This is a genomic window from Haladaptatus rarus (genome assembly GCF_054177585.1).
This window is the reverse complement of sequence record NZ_JBPEHG010000026.1, coordinates 1-17,213: the sequence shown is the minus strand read 5'-3', so window position 1 is coordinate 17,213 and position 17,213 is coordinate 1. Positions and strand designations below refer to the sequence as shown.

Below are 17,213 nucleotides of genomic sequence, written 5' to 3'. Positions count from 1 at the left end.
CAGTATCCTGTCCCACCAGCCGTCCATTCGTTTTCAATGACTACCGACACTGCCGTCTCGTTCGTCCACGAAGCAACGTTAGATGATTTCAGCCGTGAGGCACGTGACCACCTGCGGAGTCGCGTTCTCGACACGCTCGCCGCCACGACCGCCGGATTCCGCCTCCCGACCGCAGACGTCGTCCGACGGTACGCGACCCACCACCACGATGGCGATGAAGCGACCCTGCTCGGCGGAGATGGCGGCACCCTGTCCGAACAGGGCGCAACGCTCGTCAACGCAACAGCAGCGAACGCGCTGGACGTGGACGACGGACATCGTGCGGTGAAAGGGCATCCCGCCGCTGTCGTCGTTCCACCTGCCCTTGCCGCCGCAGAGACTACCGGCGCGACGGTCGGTGAGTTCCTCACCGCGGTCGGTGTTGGCTACGAACTCGCGGTTCGCGCAGGACTCGCTATCCACACGACCGACGGCGTCTACACCGGTACTGGTTCGTGGGGTGCGATCGGGGCGGCGGCCGCGGTCGCGCGACTCCGTGGTCACGACCGAGAGACGACGGCTGAGGCCCTCGGAACCGCCGAGTACCACGCACCGCGAACCCCCATCATGCGGGGTGTAGAGCGTCCGGGGATGACGAAGGATGGCATCGGCTGGGGTGCATATTCCGGTCTCGCGGCGGTCGACCTCGCGGAAGCAGGGTTCACCGCCGCCGGAACCGTCTTCGACGAGACGACTGTTACGGTAACGGACGACCTTGGCGACCGGTTCTACATGACCACGGGCTACCTCAAACCGTATCCGTGCTGTCGATGGGCACAGCCGGGTGTCGATGCCATGCTCGATCTTCGTGACGTTCGCGATGTCGCGCCGGAATCCGTCGAGTCGATTCGCGTTCAGACGTTCGAGGCGGCGACGCACCTCCACATCCGGCATCCAGACACGGCTGAGGAGGCCGAGTACTCCTATCCGTATCCCGTCGCGACTGCACTGGTCAGTGGCGAGTTCACCCCCGACGAACTCGACGCAACCTGGCGCGAAGACCCGACGGTTCGTGCACTCGCAGACCGCGTGGAGCTGGTCGTCGATCCCGATCTCGAAGACCGTTTCCCGGCGGAGTGTCTCGCCCAGGTCGAACTCGTCACGAACGACGGACGAACCCTCACGTCGGACGTGACGCGCCCACGGGGTGCACGTGAACGGCCACTCTCGCCGCCGAAGCGTCGCTCGAAAGCGGCTGATCTGTTCGAACCGACGGTTCCACCGGAGACTGTCGAACACGTCGAGGCCGTACTCGGTGCCCCGGACACCCCAGTCTCGACGCTCCTCGACCCCTGGAGGGGAACGGACGAAACGACCGGTCACGGGTGGGTTTAATATTCAGCCCGATAGCGTACCTTCAATGCTCACCGCAAAGGTCTGTGTCCAGTACGAAGAGGACTGGACCGCCGAACTCGAGCGATATGGTGTCTTCGCGGAGTTCCTCGCGTCGACGTTCCGGAACCGACGCTACATCGGTATCGTGGCGCTGGAGACGGACGACCTGGACGCATCGCTGACGGTCATCGAAGAGCATCAGGCCACGGACGACGTCGACGTCCTCGAACGTTACGAACTCGATTACGCCGACCGCGAGTCGGCGACGCTGTTCGTCCGTGGGTCACTCACCGAGTTCACTCCGCTCCAGACCTTGCTCTACGAGGGGTTTCTCCCCATCGGCCCGACCAAGTTGGAAGATGGCCGCGAATGTTTCGACCTGCTGTTGAACGACCGTGAGGAACTTTCGAAGGCAACGGAGGTGCTTTCCGAGTTCGGCCCCGTCGCCGTCGAACGCATCTCGAACGATTTCAGCCGCAAGGTGACGCCGAGCGCGGCGGAGTGGCAGGAACTCCTCGGTTCCATCCCGCCACGCCAGCGCGAACTGATCACCCTCGCGCTCGAAGAGGGCTACTTCGAGATTCCGCGACAGACGACGCTGGAGGAGCTCGCCGAGGAGATGGATATCACGAAGACGACGGCATCGAACCATCTTCGCAAGGTCGAACGTACGTTCATGGAGTTTCTGGTCACTTACGTCAATCTCGCTGCGGACGACAGGTGAGCTTCTCCATCATCACCGACTTATAGCCGATACATGTTGGACAATCAAATGATACCATCGTCGGGTGTCGTTCCGTTATGGGCAGTACCGTCCTGTTGCCGGTGAAGAATCACGCACCGTGGGCAAGAGACGTGGCGGAGGTCGTCACGAACGTGGAGGACAAGGATACGGATGCCGTCGTCTTGCACGTTTTCGACGATGACGAGGTCGCGTCGACGCGTTCCAACCTGGATGACGACGATGTACTCTCGGTCGACGAGCTCGCATCTCGGAAGAACGGTGTCGGCGCAGCCGTCGACCTCCTGGACGACGAAGGTTTCGACGCACGGCCTCGGGGTGTCCGTGAGGATGACCGAACTGCTGACGCCATCCTTGATGCAGCCGAATCGGTCGATGCCGACCGCGTATACCTCTACGGTCGCAAGCGGAGTCCGGCTGGAAAGGCAGTCTTCGGGAGCACCGTCCAGCGAGTCGTTCTCGACGCGAGCGTTCCAGTAACTATCGTTCCGGCGGGGATAACGTGACGACCGATTTGGCCGTGGTTGTTTGATGCCCGCATTTAAAGACCAGGAATAGTTTGCGCCAATGATTAATCGGGATATTCTTACAAGGTAAAGGTAGCCATGAGAAGAGAGACCACACGGCGAGAAACGCTCCGGAAAGCTGGCACCGTGGCTGGTGTTGCTGGATTGACCTCGACTGCTGGCTGTTCCGCGATTCTCGGTGGCGGCGGTGGCGGCAGCGGTACCGTCGCCGTCTCCTCGAAATCGTTCACCGAACAGAAGATACTCGGGTACCTCGCAGTCGAGTCACTGAAGGCCAACACGGACGTCGACGTGAAAGACAAGGTCGGCCTCGGCGGAAGTGTCACGAACTTTGAGGCGCTCAAAAGCGGTGAATCGGACCTCTACTGGGAGTACACCGGAACGAGTTGGGCGACGCTCCCGCCGAAACACGATAAAGTGATCACGGATTCGGAGAAGATCTACAACAAGGTCGAAAAGGAGTTCGAGAAGAAGTACGGCATCACCCTCCTCGAACGCTCCCCCTTCAACAACACGTACGTCCTCCTCACAAAGAAACAGTGGGCCAAAAAGCAGGGCATCTCCTCCATCTCCGATTTCGCGAAGTGGGTGAAAAACGGCAACACCAACAACACCGTCGTGATGAACGCCGAGTTCCAGCAGCGTGAGGACGGCTGGCCCGGCGTGACCAAACACTACAACTTCGAGAGCGCCGCGAAGAAGCTCAACGTCAAGAACGTCGGCTCGTCGCTCACCTACAAAGTGGTCGGGAATGGGCAGGCCATCCTCGGCAGCGGATTCAACACGAACCCGAAGATACTGAAATTCGACCTCACCGCCCTCAAGGACGACAAAGGGTTCTTCCCGGTGTACAACCCGGCACCGATGACCCGCCAGGAGGTTCTCGACGAGAACTCCGGTATCAAGAAGCCGCTGAACAAGGTCGCGAACTCGCTCTCGACTGAAACCATCCGGTCGCTGAACGAGAAAGTCTCCATCAAGGGGAAGGACGCACGGGCAGTCGCCAAGAGCTACCTGAAATCCGAAGGAATCGTCTGAAATCATGGCCGCCAACGCTGTCGTATCCGCGGGGGTGCCCGCCACCGTAGTACTGGGGTTTTTCACCGACGTGCTCCAGTACTTCGCGGAAAACCAGTCGCAACTGCTCGGATACACGCGTGAGCACGCCATCCTCGTCCTGCGGGCACTCGTCATTGCGGTTCCGCTCGGCGTCGTCGTTGGAACTCTCATCACCTACAACGACAAGCTCGCAACGGTGGTTCTGTGGCTCGCGGGCATCATGATGACGATCCCCTCGGTGGCTCTCTTCGCGTTGCTCCTTCCATCACTGGGAACCGGGTCACCACCGGTCGTGATGGCGCTCATCCTCTACACCCAACTGCCCGTCATCCGGAATACCTACGTCGGGTTGACCGGTGTCGACAAAGCGGCCGTCGAAGCCGGACAGGGGCTCGGAATGACGAAGTTCCAGCGGCTGCGGAAGATCCAGATACCGATGGCGTTACCGGTGGTCATGTCCGGCGTCAGAAACGCCGTCGTCTTACTGGTGGGCATCGCCGCCATCGGCGAGATCGTCGGGGCTGGTGGCCTCGGAGTCCCCATCTTCGAAGGCTACCGGAGTTCGAACACGGTCGAGATCGTCGGCGCGACCATCGCACTCGCCCTGCTCACACTCACCATCGACTACGTATTCGGCGTGATAGAGCAGGTGTTCCGGCTGCGAAACGGTGAGGAGATCCAACCGAACCTCGGGACGCGGGCCGTCCGCGGCCTTGCTGGTATCGCTCCGTCACGGCTCACGGCTGGCGACGACGACACCGAGACGACCACCACCACGAGCGCACAACCATGATAGAATTCGAGAACGTAACGAAACAGTACAACGACGGTACCATCGCTATCGAGGATATTAGTTTCGAGGTCGAGGAAGGAACGACGACGGTGCTGGTCGGTCCTTCGGGCTGTGGAAAGACGACGACGATGAAGCTCGTCAATCGACTCATCGACCCGACCGACGGAACCGTCTACTTCGACGGTACCGACATCGCGGAAAAAGACGAGATCGAACTGCGTCGTGACATCGGCTACGTCATCCAGGAGATCGGGCTGTTCGACCATATGACCGTCGCGGAGAACGTCGGGACGGTACCGAAACTCAAGGGCTGGGACGACGCCCGCATCCAGGAACGTGTCCACGAACTCCTCGATCTGATGGATCTCCCGGCCAAAGAGTACGGTGACCAGCATCCGACAGAGCTGTCCGGCGGCCAACGTCAGCGTGTCGGTGTCGCCCGTGCGCTCGCGGCCGACCCGGACGTGATGCTGATGGACGAACCATTCGGTGCACTCGACCCCATCACCCGCGAGGAGTTGCAAGACGAGTTCCTCGACATCCAGGCGGAACTCGACGTGACCATCCTGTTCGTCACCCACAGCGTCGAGGAAGCACTGAAGATGGGCGACCGTATCGCCATCTTCGACGTCGGCGAACTCGTCCAGTACGACACCCCGCAGCGAATCCTCGAGAATCCGAAGAACGACTTCGTCCGCGACTTCATCGGGCAGGATCGTGAACTGAAGAAGTTGCAGGTCACGCCGGTCAGGAACGTGATGTGCGAGGCGAACGGCCACCACATCCCCGACGTCGAACCCATCACGCCAAGCGACACCGCACAGGTCGCGCTCTCGCGGCTCCTCGAAACCGACGACGACCGGATTCCGGTCGCCAGGGATGGGAAGGTCGTCGGCGTCGTCGAGGAATCGGATCTCCGTGGAACGAGTGACCCGACACGGGGGTCGATCTGAGATGGCCGTCGTTCCACTGGGAATCATCGGCGAGATACCCGGAGCGTACGATTTCCTCACCAGTAACTGGTCGAAGTTCCTCCAACTCCTGTGGACGCATATCAAGCTCGTATTGGTCTCCGAGATGCTGGCGATAGCCGTCGCTGTCCCCCTGGGAATCGCTGCAACACGGCTCCCTCGAGCGAAGTCCACGATCAAAGGCTTCGGAAACACAGCGCAGACCATCCCGACACTCGCCATCATCTTCCTCATGCTTCCGATCACGGGTATCGGCTTCGTGACGGCCGTCGCCGGGCTGTTCGTCTACGCCCTCTTGCCCATCCTCACCAACACCATCGCGGGTATCGAAGGCGTCGACGAGGGCGTCGTCGAGGCAGCGAGAGGTATGGGAATGACGGATATGGAGATCTTGCGGAAGATCCAACTCCCGAAAGCCATCCCGGTCATCTTCGCGGGGATCAGGACGAGTTCGGTCATCGGTGTGGGTACCGCCTACCTCGCCTTCTTCGTCGGCGGCGGCGGCCTCGGTCTCTGGGTGCTCCAGGGTATCAAGCTGTACAACATGGAGATGGCGATCGCTGGGGCGATTCCCGGCGCATTGCTCGCCATCACCCTCGACTCCGGTTTCGCTCTCCTGGAACGATACCTCGGGGGTGAGGCCCTGCAGTCCGAAGACCTCGCGACCGCGTGAACGGTTTTCTATCGTGATTTCTCCGGTCGGAACCCATCGGAGCTCCGTCCGTCGCTTGATCAGTGCGGTCGAACGCTCTTAATTTTCACTTCGTCCGAGGCCGTTGTAGAGACTATCGGCGACGGCACCGAGCGCACGGAGCGTCAATTTCACGTAGAGGCCCACGAGGAAGGCGAGTCCCGCCGCAAGTGTTTGTCTCCCAAGTTGGGTCTGTTGGGTGCCGTCGGCTGACGCTGCCACGTCCGGAACCATGAGCGATGCCAGGAGGTAGACGCCAGCAGACAAGAGAAGCGCAGCGGGAATCCGTAATCCGGCCTCGAACACCTTCTTTCTATCACTGTCGTAATCGTCGAGAACGGACGTGAACACGTACGTCAGTGCTCCCAGGAACCCAAAACCGAAGATATAGGTGGGATTCCGACTGCATTCGCCAGTTCGGTGGTCGTCGACAGTTCGATGACGGGCCGAGATACTGCTATCGCACCCACCAGCGAGAGTACGATATAAAGCGCGACGATTCTGATGCCAGCCGAATCTCGGTGCCAGGGTCGCTGTTCGGTGTCGGTTGATGGCTCGACCGTCTCATCGACCTGTGGTTCGGAAGTCGCCATAGCGTAGAAACGCGTCCTCAGCAAATGAACTATACTCATTAATAATTATGTATTGTGGTCCTCGTGGCTATCTCGCCATCCTTTGTAAATCGATCGTAGTCGTTCCGTTTCATCCTGACCTCTGTTTCAGAAATATCTCTTCAACACTGGTTCATCGTGATTTGACGATCGATGAACCTCTACTGGTAGTGATACCGAGAACAGTTTTGTTCCCGTGAGGAGTATCTACGGACGAATACCCGGTTGCTCACACCCATGGCGCTCATCACCGATACCCCACCCGACGCGGTTCGACGCGACCTCGATAACTACCGTGACTCCCTCGACGCGACCATTCCAGGACGGGTTCTCGACCGGAATCTCCTCATCGGAACGTGGAACATTCGAAACTTCGGGAGCCTCACGACAAAGTGGCACGCCGGTGATTCCGACAGCCCGAAGCGTGATCTCCATTCCTTGCGCGTCATCGCCGAGACGCTCCGACGGTTCGACGTCGTCGCCATCCAGGAGGTGACCGGAAACCTGCGGGCACTGCGTCACCTCTTGAAATTCCTCGGCGACGATCGGGGATTTCTGATGACCGATATCACACAGGGTTCGGATCAGGGGTACGAACGTCTCGCATTCCTCTTCGACCGGCGAACGGTACAGCTCAGTGGACTCGCCGGAGAGATCGTCATCCCGGACGAAGAACTTGAAGTACCCGACGTCGACATCTCCCCTGATGCATTCACTCGCCAGTTCGCTCGCACGCCCTATGCAGTGAGCTTTCGAGCAGGTAACCAGACGTTCATCCTCGTGACACTCCACGTCCGGTATGGGACGCCAGACGAACGGACACCCGAACTCCGAAAGATCGCCGAGTGGCTCAACGACTGGGCACGGCAGGTCAACTCGTGGGATCACAACCTCATCGCGTTAGGCGACTTCAATATCGACAGGATGGACGACCCTCGCTACGAGGCGTTCACGTCGACCGGGCTGACCGTTCCGGCTGACCTCCATACGGTTCCTCGAACCATCTTCGCGGATATCGACGAGCCGACGGCGAAGTTCTACGACCAGATCGCGTGGTTCACCGAGGATGGCGACCGCCCAGCACTTTCGCTTTCGTTTCGACAGGCGGGCTCGTTCGACTTTCGAGACGTGGCGTTGCCTCGGCGTGAGTTGACGATGCGGTCGTTGTCGTACCGTATCTCCGACCATTACCCGTTGTGGGCGGAGTTCGAATTATAAAGTATGTTTAATGACGGTGGATGGTTTTGGATATCTGTTACCGTAAGATGAAGATACGAATCGCTGTCCACATCGGTCTACGTTCCGTTTCAGCAGGCTAAAAACAGACGACTACGGAACGAGGTTCCCAAAAATGGAAATACGATCGCGTTAGTGGGTGTGGCCCAGTGCCTCGTTGCATATTCCGTTGAGTTCTTCGATCATCGCTCGAACTGGGGCGGACATTTCTGCTGGTGGTTCTTCGAGTGCAGGTTGCTCGTGTGGGTCAGGATTCCCGACGATGATACTTCCGATCATCCCGACTGTCTCGTGGGGTGGGCAGTAGTAGTGGTAGACGCCTTCGGTCTCGAACCTATGTTCGAATGTGGCTCCTTTCTCGGTGAAGATAGCACTATTCCAGGACATCCCACCGTCGGGCATGAGCTGGGGCTTGTCGTTCTTCGATGAGTAAGCAGCCGTCGCATGGTTCCCGCTCTCGTTCGTCCAGCGAACTGTTCCACCCTTGGTAACCCGGACGACGTGCGGTTCGAAGTGCTCACCACTACTCGTCGAAACCATACCGACCTCCGCAGTTTCGACCGGCTCCCCAACCGGTTCGTCGTGACTGTGATCATCGTTATTGTGATGGCCGCTCCCCTCTTGATCGTGGTCATCGTCCCCTGTGTGGTCATCCCCACTCTCAGAGCGTTTCTCATCAGAGGTGGAGGTTGATGTCGCCCCGTCGTCACTTAGCTGATTATTCGCATTCGAATCCGCGGTAGTGCATCCCGTGACTCCTGTGGCCGTCGCCGCTCCTGCGAGGACGAGAAACCGTCGACGCTTGATTTTGGAATCGAACATCTCCAATCACCTTCCAAATAAAGATGGAATCCGGAGGGATATAGCCCAGTATCCCGATTTTCTGGGCCAGAAAGACTGCCCACAATATTTATATATGTAAATCTAAGGCTCAATCGTGAGCGAGACCGGGTCTACGGGCAAAGACGACGGAGAGACGATGCTCTTCGACCTGCTGGCGGACGAATACGCCCGAACCATTCTCGTCGCAACCAGTCGTGAAGCCATGTCTGCGAAAACTCTGAGTGAACGATACGATATGTCGCTACCCACGGTGTACCGCCGTGTTGAGCGCCTCGAAGAATTCGACTTCCTGATCGAACAGACCGAGATCGATACGATCGGGGGGCATCATCATCGTGTCTACGAGGCGAATCTCGAACACATCGGTATCGATCTCGAAAATGGTGATCTTGATATCAAGATTCACCTCCGAGAGGACGCTGTCGCCCGGTTCACCCGGATGTGGCGGGAGATGCGAGGTGGATAAATGCACATCGAACTCGTCATCGCAAAACTGATCACGATGATCATCGGACTCGTCATCGCGGCCACGGCCTACCGTGGGTATCGACGGTTCAACAGTAGGTCGATGCTATATCTGGCGATCGGTTTCACGATAATCAGCATCGGTGCTGTGATAGAGGGGATTCTCTTCGATGTCCTGCATTTCTCTATCTTCTGGGCAGGCACAGTGCAGACGAGTATCGTCGCAATCGGGATGGTGGTAATCCTCTATTCGCTCTACCGGCGTACTGGTGGCCACAGGCCCGACGAACTCCGAGAGAGCAGTCGTGAGAACTCCGGTGGTGACGATAGTGACTGATATACCGACACTCGTTCTCTCGATTATTAGATTTGGCGTGTTCCTGTTAGGTGTCGGTATCACCTGGTTCAGTTACAAGGCATATCGACGAACAGGCGAACCATTTCTCCGAAGTGCTACGATTGGATTCGCTGTCATCGCTATCGGCGTTTTCATCGAAGGAGTCCTTTTCAATTTCTCGACTCTCGATCTGACGACAGTACACATCATCGAATCCCTCGCAATCGGTCTTGGATTGTTCATTTTACATCTCTCGTTACGAAGATGAACAAGGAATTCCAGAAGGCACGTATCTTTCAGATCGTGCCAATCGGAAGTCACTCGCCCGCTACGTCCAACACCACCTTCCCCGTTAATCCCCCTTCTTCGACCATCTCGTGTGCGTTCGCCACCTCTTCCAGCGGCAGTACCGAGTCGATGACTGGTTCGAGTTGGCCGCGCTCGGCGAGACGGCGCAGTCCGTCGAGTGGACGCCGATCGCGTTCGAGGAACAGCATGTGTACCGTCAGGTTCTTCTGGTATGCAGATCCCCACTCTCCTTCCGGTTCGAGGATGGTAACCAGCCGACCGTGTGGCTTCGTGATGCCCGTGCTCTGGACCAACGTCTCACCGCCGACGGTGTCGAAGACGAGGTCGACCGGTTCGTCGAACTCCGACTCGATCACCTCGGTGAAATCCTCGGATTCGTAGTCGATCGCCCGAGTCGCACCGAGCGCCTCGGTCTGGTCGACCGTCTCGGGACTCGCAGTAGCGATGACCTCTGCTCCGGCGGCAGCAGCGATCTGAACCGCATGGGCACCGACGCCCCCAGTGCCGTGGATCAGTGCCGTTTCGCCAACGCCCGCATCGCCACGGGTGACCATCGCTTCCCAGGCAGTGCCGCCAGCAAGTGGGAGGGCTGCCGCCTCGGTGTGCGAGAGATTCACGGGTTTTCGGGCGACGATAGATTCGTCGGCGACGTGGTACTCGGCGTAGCTTCCCTGCTTGCCGAATATCTCCGGCGTGTAGAACACTTCGTCGCCGGGTTCGAAGTCCGTGACCGATTCTCCGACCGCTTCGACGACGCCCGAAACGTCGTATCCGATGACCGTCGGCGGGGAGATACCGGCCCACGACCCGGCTTGTCGGATCTTGTAGTCGACGGGATTGATCGACGACGCATGCACCCGAACCAGAACTTCGTTCGGGCCGGGAGTGGGCTTCTCGACATCGCGTCGTTCGAACACGTCGATACCGCCGAAGTCTGTGATGACCATCGCGTCCATGCGAACCGGTACGACCACTGCTGGAGTATAGGTTGTGCCCAACTGGACGGTTTCAGTGGTGGACTCGAACAGTCCGTGTGACGACAACTCGTTTCGTGAAATAGATCGACATCCACGCGTAAACTAGCTCGTTGCCTCGTTTCTCGTCTCCTCGCGCGTACTCCTCTTTGTGGCATCACTCACTCGTGTCTCTGTTCGTGACTTACTGGCTATTAACAGCTACGATTAATCACCAAACGTCTAAATATATGCTCAAATTTTGCGGAACTGGATGTTTGTGGCGGTATCAGTTTAACTATTGCTACGATAGCCAACAACCTTTAGATACTCCCTGAGTAAGGTGGCCGGTACATGCGACTCGTCCGAACACTCATAAAGGACGAGGACAAGGAGTCCGTTCTTCAGGTCCTCGAAGACCAAGAAATAGACTATATAGTTTCGAAGGAGGCCAGTGACCGGGGTGAGATGGTCATCGTGGAGTTTCCAGTTCCGGAACAGGCCCTCGAAGTCGTGCTCGATGAATTCCAATCTGCCGGTCACAGCGAACATCGATACACCGTCGTTGCCGATGCGAAATCTGCTCTCTCTGCAAATATCGGCAAGATGGAAGACCGGTTCATCGTCGGTGAGGAAGAAGATGACAGCATCGCAAGTGAGGAACTCCGGTCGCAAGCACTCGAACTGCTCCCGAATGCGTTCACGTATTTTCTCTTGACCTTTCTGAGTGCCGTGGTTGCGACCGCCGGTCTGCTTCTGGATTCTCCGGCGCTCGTCGTCGGATCGATGGTCATCGCCCCGCTGGTCGGGTCTGCATTGACGGCGAGTGTCGGAACAGTCCTCAGTAATCGCAAGATGATCATCGATGGATTCACGACACAGTTTTACGGTCTTGGAATAGCGATCATCGGTGCGATCATCTTCAGTCTCGTCCTGAAAACCGGGCACTTCCTCTCACCATCGCTCCATCCTGGTGCGATCAATCAAATCGCGCAACGAATCTCCCCTGGACTGTTGTCACTCATCATCGGTGTCTGTGCTGGTGCTGCGGGTGCGGCCGGCCTTGCGACTGGTATCTCTGCTGCACTGGTCGGCGTGATGATCGCCGCCGCCCTCATTCCCGCGGCGGCAGCAGTCGGCATCGGCATCGCGTGGAACATCCCAGCGATCGCCCTGGGGTCGCTCATCCTTCTCGTCGTAAACGCAGCGTCGATCCACGTCTCCGGTGTCGCTGTGCTCTGGTATCTCGGCTATCGCCCGCAGGGATGGAAATCTGGTGCCATCCGACCGAACCTCACTCTCGAACGGATCGGCCCATCAGTCGTCGTCGCGATCATTCTTGGGGTCTTGTTCGTTACCGCGGGCGGCGCTGTGTCGACGCACGTTGCATTCGAACGGTCGGTCAACGTGGCCGTCGGCGAAACACTCAGCCAACCAGGGTACGACGAACTCGCCCTCTTGGAAGTTCGATCGCAGTTCAACGATGACCTGCTGTCGGAACAACCGCAAGAAGTGACCGTCGTCGTTCGTCGACCTCCCGACAAGGGTTACCCACACGTGAGTGATCGACTTGAGAGACGCATCTCGGAGAAAACGGGACGCAGAGTAGCTGTCAGTGTCGAGTTTGTCGAACGCCAGCAAACGTGACTGTCATCTCAAATGTGACTGTCATCTCTCGAGCGTGACGGTCACTTCGACAGCGAATACAGGCTACTCACGACAGCGGACGCTGACACTTCGACTCACTCGGAAACTACGCAGTTTACGGAGTGTCCGTCTCGACTCGATTTCGATTGCAGCAAGCAACGGAAACCTATCGTGCGAGTGCGGTGGCAGCAGCCAACAGTACTGCACCGGTCATCACGACAGCGAGGAGTCCGAACGCGACGACGAATCCGGCGGTGTCGGCGATGAAACCGACGATAGCTGGCGCGAGCGCACCGACGCCCATCAACAGGGTTCGAACCAATCCGAGACCACCACCTGCCACGTCCCCCGGAATCGTCGCCGACAGGTAGGCGCCGCGAATCGGGCGAAAGCCATGACTTCCGAGACCGAACGCGACGACGATAGCACCGAGGACGACTGCGCTTGCCCGTCCGACGACGACCAGTGCCCCGAGCGCCCCCGCCGAAACGGCGAGAACGACGATAGCGAGCGGTAGTCGACCGACTCGGTCGGAGAGGTCTCCCGTGACGACCTGAACGAAACTCACCGCGAACAGTGCGCTGTAGAGGAGGGACGCTGTCGCATCGGTGAGGCCGTGGTCGGTAAGATAGAGCGGGAGGAAAGCGACGACGCCGTTGTACGCGAACCCGAAACAGAGCGTCACGCCGACGAACAGGGTGAACCGACGACTCTGGAAGAGCGTGAGATACTGTCTCAGTGCGAGGTCGTTCCCGGAGTCGTCTGCGCGATTCGGCTGTCGCCGCGGAACGTATGCGAGGACGCCACTCGCAAGCACGAGACCCGTGACTGCACCGGCGAGAAAGAGGACGTGCCAGTTTCCGACACCGGTGACGAGAACGACCGCGGCGGGTGCCGCGACACCACCGAAGGCACCCAGGGTGTCGAACACGCCGAGTGCGCGCCCGATCTTGCTTGGATAGACGCGCGACAGCAACCTGATAGAGACCGTCTTGTGGACGCCGGTCCCGAGACCGACGAGGAGCATCCCGCCGATGAGCACGGCGAGCGGTGCAGACACCCCGAGCACGAGTGCGCCACTGGCTGCGATAACTGCGCCTGCTGCGATGACCTGTACCGCACCGAAACGGTCGGCGAGGACGCCACTGGGAAATTGCATGAGCGAATAGCCGACCATCATCGCCGTGAACGCCGTCCCGAGGAACGCGTTCGTGACCCCGAACTCCGTCTGATAGACGGGGAACAGTGCCGGAAGCGCATACCGAAGGAATTTCGCGAGAAACCAGAGCGCGGCCGTCAACAGGAGCGTATCGTAGTCGAGGATGCGCGATAGTCGCCCCGACACGTTCGTCGTCATCTGTCCGATGTTCTATATCCTATCGACAAAAAGAGGGCGGAAGCGGCGATGCGGTTCGCACTGGTCGGCGACGGTCACTCGTCCGGATTTGATCTTTGACAACTAAGAACATTCCAACGCTCGTGGTGTGATCCATTCAGATACGTGCATCTTCACGACCACCGTTAGACAGCCGTCAGACATACCTCAGGAAAAGTCGAAAATATACATATCGGTGCTGGTGAAACAAGCAGGGTATGGCTAGCAGTGATCCTCCAACGAACCCGATGGGACAACCGATCTGTGGACACGTCGATCAGACATCAGACGGCCCATGCCAATGTGTCGTCCCATTTCCGGGTCGGCAGTGTCCGCATCACCGGTCGTAATCGGTCCTTCTGGGTGTGAAACCGCAAATAGAAGTCGAACAGTTCCGCTCGGACGGATCGTTTCGTCAGGTGTGTTCACCGTTGGCGTGTGGTTTATTCGATCGCAACGAGAACCTCCGAGTATGTCACCCACATCGTACCGGTGTACGTGTGGTGCGACCCTCCAGTTCAAACAAGACCTGACGAAAGAGCAGGGCGAGGTCTATCCGACGTGGAAGTGTAAGGACTGCGGGACACCGGTTCCGGGGCAGATAGCCGAGAAACTCAGACATCAGCATCCATCGTGACTCGGTCAGAACGATAGCAGTGTAATGTCAAACGATGGCTCTTCGATAGAGTCGTTCACGTCGGAATCGACCCAGTGGCAGCGAGATACTGGATGCCGAACAACGTCGCGTTGTACCCACCGTGAACGAGTGACGGTACGACCAGATTATCCGTATACTCGTACAGTCCACCCAAAATCAGCGCGAGCAAGAAGACGACGCTCAGGTACACGAGTTTTCCCTCTCCCTGAAGCGAGAACACGTGTACGACGGCGAACAGAGCACTCGCCAAGACGATCGCACGAGCAGGGCTGAACGATTCACGCAGTAAGCCCTGGATGAGTCCCCGGAACAACAGTTCTTCCCCCGGCCCGATGAGGAGAAACGAGAGAGGTACGAGTAGCAAGAACACTTCCGGGTTTCGACTTCCGATGTCGACGATCGCGTTCTCGGCCGACTGCAGGCCGAGTGCGGAGATCACCGCCGATATCACGTAGAGACCGGCGAGAAGTGCTCCAAAACCACCGACGGTGAGTCCGATATCCCGAAGCGATGGGACACGAGCGCGAATGAACCCGATTCCACGGTCTTTGTACGAAAGATAGGCGAGTGCAACGCCTCCGAAGGTGACACCCTGAAGCATGACGATACTGGTGCCCAGTAGCAGGGCCGGTCGGGATCTGAGATCGATTCCTGCGGCCATCGATCCGAGGACGATGGCGACGACGACGATCTGGCCGATCCCATACGCACCGAACCCGAGCAACAGTCCGGCACCTATCGTGCGGAGTTTATCGTTCGAATCGCTCATCGCTATCACTTTCGTGTACTTCCACCTGCCACTTTCGATTACCACGTGGCCGACCCTGGTGTTGTGGCGGACAGTCAGTTTCGAATCGCTCGGAGAACCGCTCGCGGGATGCCGACCAGCAACGCCAGTAGGGTGCTTCCCACGACGAGTGCGACGGTGATCGATACGAGATTTGCGGCAAATGCTCGTGTCCAGTTACAGAGCAGCCATCCACGCGGATTCGGTAGATTGCAGACGAAGGGATCGCCTGGAGTGAGAAGGACTGCACCGACGAGTCCTCCGAATGCGACAACTGCGGTCCCGAACCCGGCGACCCATCCCCAACGAACCGAGCCTTCTTCGGGTTCTGGATCTCCCGTTCTCGCATCCCGAGAGCGCGTATCCATCGATATCTATGTATCGGTTGGCTCGATTAACATTTTCGACTCCGAGACATTACACCGGTGACCATGCTCTGTCAAAACACTGTAAGAATTGGTTAGTTGTGCCAGAACTCGTTCCACCGTCCCCCGTCGCCGTGGCGACGATTTCAGTCGGTTTGCCATGCCATTCGGCACTCCTCATCACAGAACAGATACACGGTCACCTCCTCATCGACTGATGCTACCGTGGGCGTCCACGCGGCTGGGTCCAGTTCTTGTCCACACTCGGTACATATCTTCACGACGTTGCCGTCTGTCTCCTCGCGGAGCGATCTGTCAGCGATCGTCTCGTCGGAATCGGGAACCATCAGTTGCCTTCCCTCGTCCCGTATTCAGGTCTGGGATTCAGCCATTTCGGTGGGATGTTCGTGTGCATCGTCTCGTGCGGGGGTAGTCTACGTGATCAGTCGGATACCTGGTTCGGTGGTGAGTCGGTCGAGTTCGTCTGTGACGGAGCTATCGGAAGGGAGTTACTCGACTCGATATCGGCAAGGTGATCGGTTCCTTCGGTCACGGTGACCGTGCCAGTGCTGGAGACGACGACGGTGCACCCAGCCATCTCGAAGAACACCATCCTCGGTCCGCTTCGGGCCGGGTGTGACTGTCCGAAGAGGGAGGTGAGCGCGTCTGGATCGATACTCTCGTAGAGGGGTTCGAGGTCGAGGGGCGACGTTCCCGTTATCTCGGCGACCGTCTCGATGACTGTGCGGCAGATGTCGTCTTCCTCTGTCGTCTGTATCGTTACAGGTGCCATTGGCTCGACTCGTCACATCGTCACGTCGCCATCGGCATAGCACTAGGACGTATATGTGTATGCCCCAGTCAGACAGCCCCCATATAATCATACAACCATTCGAGACGACCCGAACTGTTCGTGAGCAGTGTGCTGCTTCGGCAACTGTGGTGTATCGGGATCGTTTGGTCGGACAGGAGATTCGCGGCACTCGGGGGGTTTGCATATGCGGGGAGGGGGGTGAGGTGGGGCAATACGTATTGGGCGAATCCCTTTGGTGTACTGTCCGTATCGATATTGTATGTGCTTACAGGACTGTGAGTTTTGTCGATCGACCATCGAAGCGGACACTGCGGGGGATGTGAGAGAACTCGGAAAAGAACACCTCGAGAACAACCATTACGAGGAATTTTCGGAGGTATTTGCGACGGAGTTCGCCGGCGAAAGCTGTCGTGACCAATGTGGCTATACGTTTTCGGCGAGCGTCGGGGAGGTCGCTGGATTCGAATGTCCGGGTTGCGGTCACAACCATTTCGAGTCGTTTGCAAGCCAGTATCTCTTCTGGCAGCTCGAATTCGAGGGCACTGTCTAGTTAGGCCAGTTTAAGAAGCGAGCAGTTCCGTGGTTTTGGTGTTCATGCTCAACCAAGAACTGCTCAGTGAAACGTTAGAGACGGCGAATCTTGAATGTTGGGAGAA

General features: G+C 58.2%; 23 protein-coding genes. 14 read left to right on the top strand and 9 right to left on the bottom strand.

Annotated features, from left to right (window positions below):
* The first annotated feature begins 36 nt into the window (after positions 1–36).
* The 7 genes from ACR3FE_RS26200 (at position 37) to ACR3FE_RS26170 (ending at position 6,139) form a co-directional block, all read left to right on the top strand.
* Positions 37–1,374: an MmgE/PrpD family protein gene (locus tag ACR3FE_RS26200; RefSeq protein ID WP_458210794.1), complete on the top strand. Its 1,338-nt coding sequence runs from the start codon at positions 37–39 to the stop codon at positions 1,372–1,374.
* 25 nt (positions 1,375–1,399) lie between these two features.
* Positions 1,400–2,098, top strand: a complete 699-nt coding sequence (locus ACR3FE_RS26195) for a helix-turn-helix domain-containing protein (RefSeq protein ID WP_458210793.1) — start codon at positions 1,400–1,402, stop codon at positions 2,096–2,098.
* A gap of 77 nt (positions 2,099–2,175) precedes the next feature.
* Positions 2,176–2,622, top strand: a complete 447-nt coding sequence (locus ACR3FE_RS26190) for a universal stress protein (protein WP_458210792.1) — start codon at positions 2,176–2,178, stop codon at positions 2,620–2,622.
* A gap of 99 nt (positions 2,623–2,721) precedes the next feature.
* A complete protein-coding gene (locus ACR3FE_RS26185; protein ID WP_458210791.1) occupies positions 2,722–3,681 on the top strand; it encodes a glycine betaine ABC transporter substrate-binding protein in 960 nt (319 codons plus the stop codon).
* A 4-nt stretch (positions 3,682–3,685) separates the two neighbouring features.
* Entirely contained in the window at positions 3,686–4,495 is an 810-nt protein-coding gene (locus tag ACR3FE_RS26180; protein WP_458210790.1) for an ABC transporter permease, read from the top strand.
* Complete coding sequence (locus tag ACR3FE_RS26175) at positions 4,492–5,448, top strand: ABC transporter ATP-binding protein (RefSeq protein WP_458210789.1); 957 nt, start codon at positions 4,492–4,494, stop codon at positions 5,446–5,448. The genes ACR3FE_RS26180 and ACR3FE_RS26175 overlap by 4 nt, the downstream gene beginning before the upstream one ends.
* Before the next feature lies 1 nt (position 5,449).
* Positions 5,450–6,139: an ABC transporter permease gene (locus tag ACR3FE_RS26170; protein WP_458210788.1), complete on the top strand. Its 690-nt coding sequence runs from the start codon at positions 5,450–5,452 to the stop codon at positions 6,137–6,139.
* A gap of 78 nt (positions 6,140–6,217) precedes the next feature.
* On the opposite strand, the gene ACR3FE_RS26165 is transcribed toward ACR3FE_RS26170, so the two are convergent.
* Both ACR3FE_RS26165 and ACR3FE_RS26160 read right to left on the bottom strand, forming a co-directional pair.
* Entirely contained in the window at positions 6,218–6,508 is a 291-nt protein-coding gene (locus ACR3FE_RS26165) for a hypothetical protein (RefSeq protein ID WP_458210787.1), read from the bottom strand.
* Positions 6,509–6,513: 5 nt separating this feature from the next.
* Positions 6,514–6,750: a hypothetical protein gene (locus ACR3FE_RS26160; protein ID WP_458210786.1), complete on the bottom strand. Its 237-nt coding sequence runs from the start codon at positions 6,748–6,750 to the stop codon at positions 6,514–6,516.
* A gap of 255 nt (positions 6,751–7,005) precedes the next feature.
* Between ACR3FE_RS26160 and ACR3FE_RS26155 the strand changes: the two genes are divergently transcribed.
* On the top strand, positions 7,006–7,986 hold the full coding sequence (locus tag ACR3FE_RS26155) for an endonuclease/exonuclease/phosphatase family protein (RefSeq protein ID WP_458210785.1): 981 nt from the start codon (positions 7,006–7,008) through the stop codon (positions 7,984–7,986).
* 150 nt (positions 7,987–8,136) lie between these two features.
* On the opposite strand, the gene ACR3FE_RS26150 is transcribed toward ACR3FE_RS26155, so the two are convergent.
* Positions 8,137–8,826: a plastocyanin/azurin family copper-binding protein gene (locus ACR3FE_RS26150; protein ID WP_458210784.1), complete on the bottom strand. Its 690-nt coding sequence runs from the start codon at positions 8,824–8,826 to the stop codon at positions 8,137–8,139.
* 115 nt (positions 8,827–8,941) lie between these two features.
* Here ACR3FE_RS26150 and ACR3FE_RS26145 point away from each other — a divergent pair, with 115 nt between their 5' ends.
* The 3 genes from ACR3FE_RS26145 to ACR3FE_RS26135 are packed head-to-tail and all read left to right on the top strand — an operon-like array spanning position 8,942 to position 9,917.
* Positions 8,942–9,313 carry an ArsR/SmtB family transcription factor gene (locus ACR3FE_RS26145; RefSeq protein ID WP_458210783.1) on the top strand — a complete coding sequence of 124 codons (372 nt, stop codon included), beginning with the start codon at positions 8,942–8,944 and terminating at the stop codon, positions 9,311–9,313.
* Positions 9,314–9,649, top strand: a complete 336-nt coding sequence (locus ACR3FE_RS26140) for a DUF7521 family protein (protein ID WP_458210782.1) — start codon at positions 9,314–9,316, stop codon at positions 9,647–9,649.
* Complete coding sequence (locus tag ACR3FE_RS26135) at positions 9,582–9,917, top strand: DUF7521 family protein (RefSeq protein WP_458210781.1); 336 nt, start codon at positions 9,582–9,584, stop codon at positions 9,915–9,917. Before ACR3FE_RS26140 ends, ACR3FE_RS26135 begins: the two co-directional genes overlap by 68 nt.
* Positions 9,918–9,966: 49 nt before the next feature.
* Here ACR3FE_RS26135 and ACR3FE_RS26130 read toward each other — a convergent pair whose 3' ends face one another.
* A complete protein-coding gene (locus ACR3FE_RS26130; protein ID WP_458210779.1) occupies positions 9,967–10,914 on the bottom strand; it encodes a zinc-binding dehydrogenase in 948 nt (315 codons plus the stop codon).
* A 351-nt stretch (positions 10,915–11,265) separates the two neighbouring features.
* Between ACR3FE_RS26130 and ACR3FE_RS26125 the strand changes: the two genes are divergently transcribed.
* Positions 11,266–12,558 carry a TIGR00341 family protein gene (locus tag ACR3FE_RS26125; RefSeq protein WP_458210778.1) on the top strand — a complete coding sequence of 431 codons (1,293 nt, stop codon included), beginning with the start codon at positions 11,266–11,268 and terminating at the stop codon, positions 12,556–12,558.
* Positions 12,559–12,724: 166 nt separating this feature from the next.
* On the opposite strand, the gene ACR3FE_RS26120 is transcribed toward ACR3FE_RS26125, so the two are convergent.
* Complete coding sequence (locus ACR3FE_RS26120) at positions 12,725–13,915, bottom strand: MFS transporter (RefSeq protein WP_458210777.1); 1,191 nt, start codon at positions 13,913–13,915, stop codon at positions 12,725–12,727.
* Between the two features lie 490 nt (positions 13,916–14,405).
* Between ACR3FE_RS26120 and ACR3FE_RS26115 the strand changes: the two genes are divergently transcribed.
* On the top strand, positions 14,406–14,570 hold the full coding sequence (locus ACR3FE_RS26115) for a hypothetical protein (RefSeq protein ID WP_458210776.1): 165 nt from the start codon (positions 14,406–14,408) through the stop codon (positions 14,568–14,570).
* A 55-nt stretch (positions 14,571–14,625) separates the two neighbouring features.
* On the opposite strand, the gene ACR3FE_RS26110 is transcribed toward ACR3FE_RS26115, so the two are convergent.
* The 4 genes from ACR3FE_RS26110 to ACR3FE_RS26095 all read right to left on the bottom strand — a co-directional run bounded on the left by ACR3FE_RS26110 (position 14,626) and on the right by ACR3FE_RS26095 (position 16,536).
* Positions 14,626–15,360, bottom strand: coding sequence for a CPBP family intramembrane glutamic endopeptidase (locus tag ACR3FE_RS26110; RefSeq protein WP_458210775.1), 735 nt, complete (start codon positions 15,358–15,360; stop codon positions 14,626–14,628).
* 74 nt (positions 15,361–15,434) lie between these two features.
* On the bottom strand, positions 15,435–15,746 hold the full coding sequence (locus tag ACR3FE_RS26105; protein WP_458210774.1) for a hypothetical protein: 312 nt from the start codon (positions 15,744–15,746) through the stop codon (positions 15,435–15,437).
* A 143-nt stretch (positions 15,747–15,889) separates the two neighbouring features.
* Entirely contained in the window at positions 15,890–16,090 is a 201-nt protein-coding gene (locus ACR3FE_RS26100) for a DUF7576 family protein (RefSeq protein ID WP_458210773.1), read from the bottom strand.
* Between the two features lie 95 nt (positions 16,091–16,185).
* Positions 16,186–16,536: a HalOD1 output domain-containing protein gene (locus ACR3FE_RS26095; RefSeq protein ID WP_458210771.1), complete on the bottom strand. Its 351-nt coding sequence runs from the start codon at positions 16,534–16,536 to the stop codon at positions 16,186–16,188.
* A gap of 280 nt (positions 16,537–16,816) precedes the next feature.
* Here ACR3FE_RS26095 and ACR3FE_RS26090 point away from each other — a divergent pair, with 280 nt between their 5' ends.
* Positions 16,817–17,107: a hypothetical protein gene (locus ACR3FE_RS26090; protein WP_458210769.1), complete on the top strand. Its 291-nt coding sequence runs from the start codon at positions 16,817–16,819 to the stop codon at positions 17,105–17,107.
* Positions 17,108–17,213 lie beyond the last annotated feature (106 nt).

Coding starts and splice junctions, on each gene's coding strand:
- ACR3FE_RS26200 (WP_458210794.1), top strand. CDS start 37: ATGACTACCGACACTGCCGTCTCGTTCGTCCACGAAGCAACGTTAGAT.
- ACR3FE_RS26195 (WP_458210793.1), top strand. CDS start 1,400: ATGCTCACCGCAAAGGTCTGTGTCCAGTACGAAGAGGACTGGACCGCC.
- ACR3FE_RS26190 (WP_458210792.1), top strand. CDS start 2,176: ATGGGCAGTACCGTCCTGTTGCCGGTGAAGAATCACGCACCGTGGGCA.
- ACR3FE_RS26185 (WP_458210791.1), top strand. CDS start 2,722: ATGAGAAGAGAGACCACACGGCGAGAAACGCTCCGGAAAGCTGGCACC.
- ACR3FE_RS26180 (WP_458210790.1), top strand. CDS start 3,686: ATGGCCGCCAACGCTGTCGTATCCGCGGGGGTGCCCGCCACCGTAGTA.
- ACR3FE_RS26175 (WP_458210789.1), top strand. CDS start 4,492: ATGATAGAATTCGAGAACGTAACGAAACAGTACAACGACGGTACCATC.
- ACR3FE_RS26170 (WP_458210788.1), top strand. CDS start 5,450: ATGGCCGTCGTTCCACTGGGAATCATCGGCGAGATACCCGGAGCGTAC.
- ACR3FE_RS26160 (WP_458210786.1), bottom strand. CDS start 6,750: ATGGCGACTTCCGAACCACAGGTCGATGAGACGGTCGAGCCATCAACC.
- ACR3FE_RS26155 (WP_458210785.1), top strand. CDS start 7,006: ATGGCGCTCATCACCGATACCCCACCCGACGCGGTTCGACGCGACCTC.
- ACR3FE_RS26150 (WP_458210784.1), bottom strand. CDS start 8,826: ATGTTCGATTCCAAAATCAAGCGTCGACGGTTTCTCGTCCTCGCAGGA.
- ACR3FE_RS26140 (WP_458210782.1), top strand. CDS start 9,314: ATGCACATCGAACTCGTCATCGCAAAACTGATCACGATGATCATCGGA.
- ACR3FE_RS26130 (WP_458210779.1), bottom strand. CDS start 10,914: ATGGACGCGATGGTCATCACAGACTTCGGCGGTATCGACGTGTTCGAA.
- ACR3FE_RS26125 (WP_458210778.1), top strand. CDS start 11,266: ATGCGACTCGTCCGAACACTCATAAAGGACGAGGACAAGGAGTCCGTT.
- ACR3FE_RS26120 (WP_458210777.1), bottom strand. CDS start 13,915: ATGACGACGAACGTGTCGGGGCGACTATCGCGCATCCTCGACTACGAT.
- ACR3FE_RS26115 (WP_458210776.1), top strand. CDS start 14,406: ATGTCACCCACATCGTACCGGTGTACGTGTGGTGCGACCCTCCAGTTC.
- ACR3FE_RS26110 (WP_458210775.1), bottom strand. CDS start 15,360: ATGAGCGATTCGAACGATAAACTCCGCACGATAGGTGCCGGACTGTTG.
- ACR3FE_RS26105 (WP_458210774.1), bottom strand. CDS start 15,746: ATGGATACGCGCTCTCGGGATGCGAGAACGGGAGATCCAGAACCCGAA.
- ACR3FE_RS26100 (WP_458210773.1), bottom strand. CDS start 16,090: ATGGTTCCCGATTCCGACGAGACGATCGCTGACAGATCGCTCCGCGAG.
- ACR3FE_RS26095 (WP_458210771.1), bottom strand. CDS start 16,536: ATGGCACCTGTAACGATACAGACGACAGAGGAAGACGACATCTGCCGC.
- ACR3FE_RS26090 (WP_458210769.1), top strand. CDS start 16,817: ATGTGCTTACAGGACTGTGAGTTTTGTCGATCGACCATCGAAGCGGAC.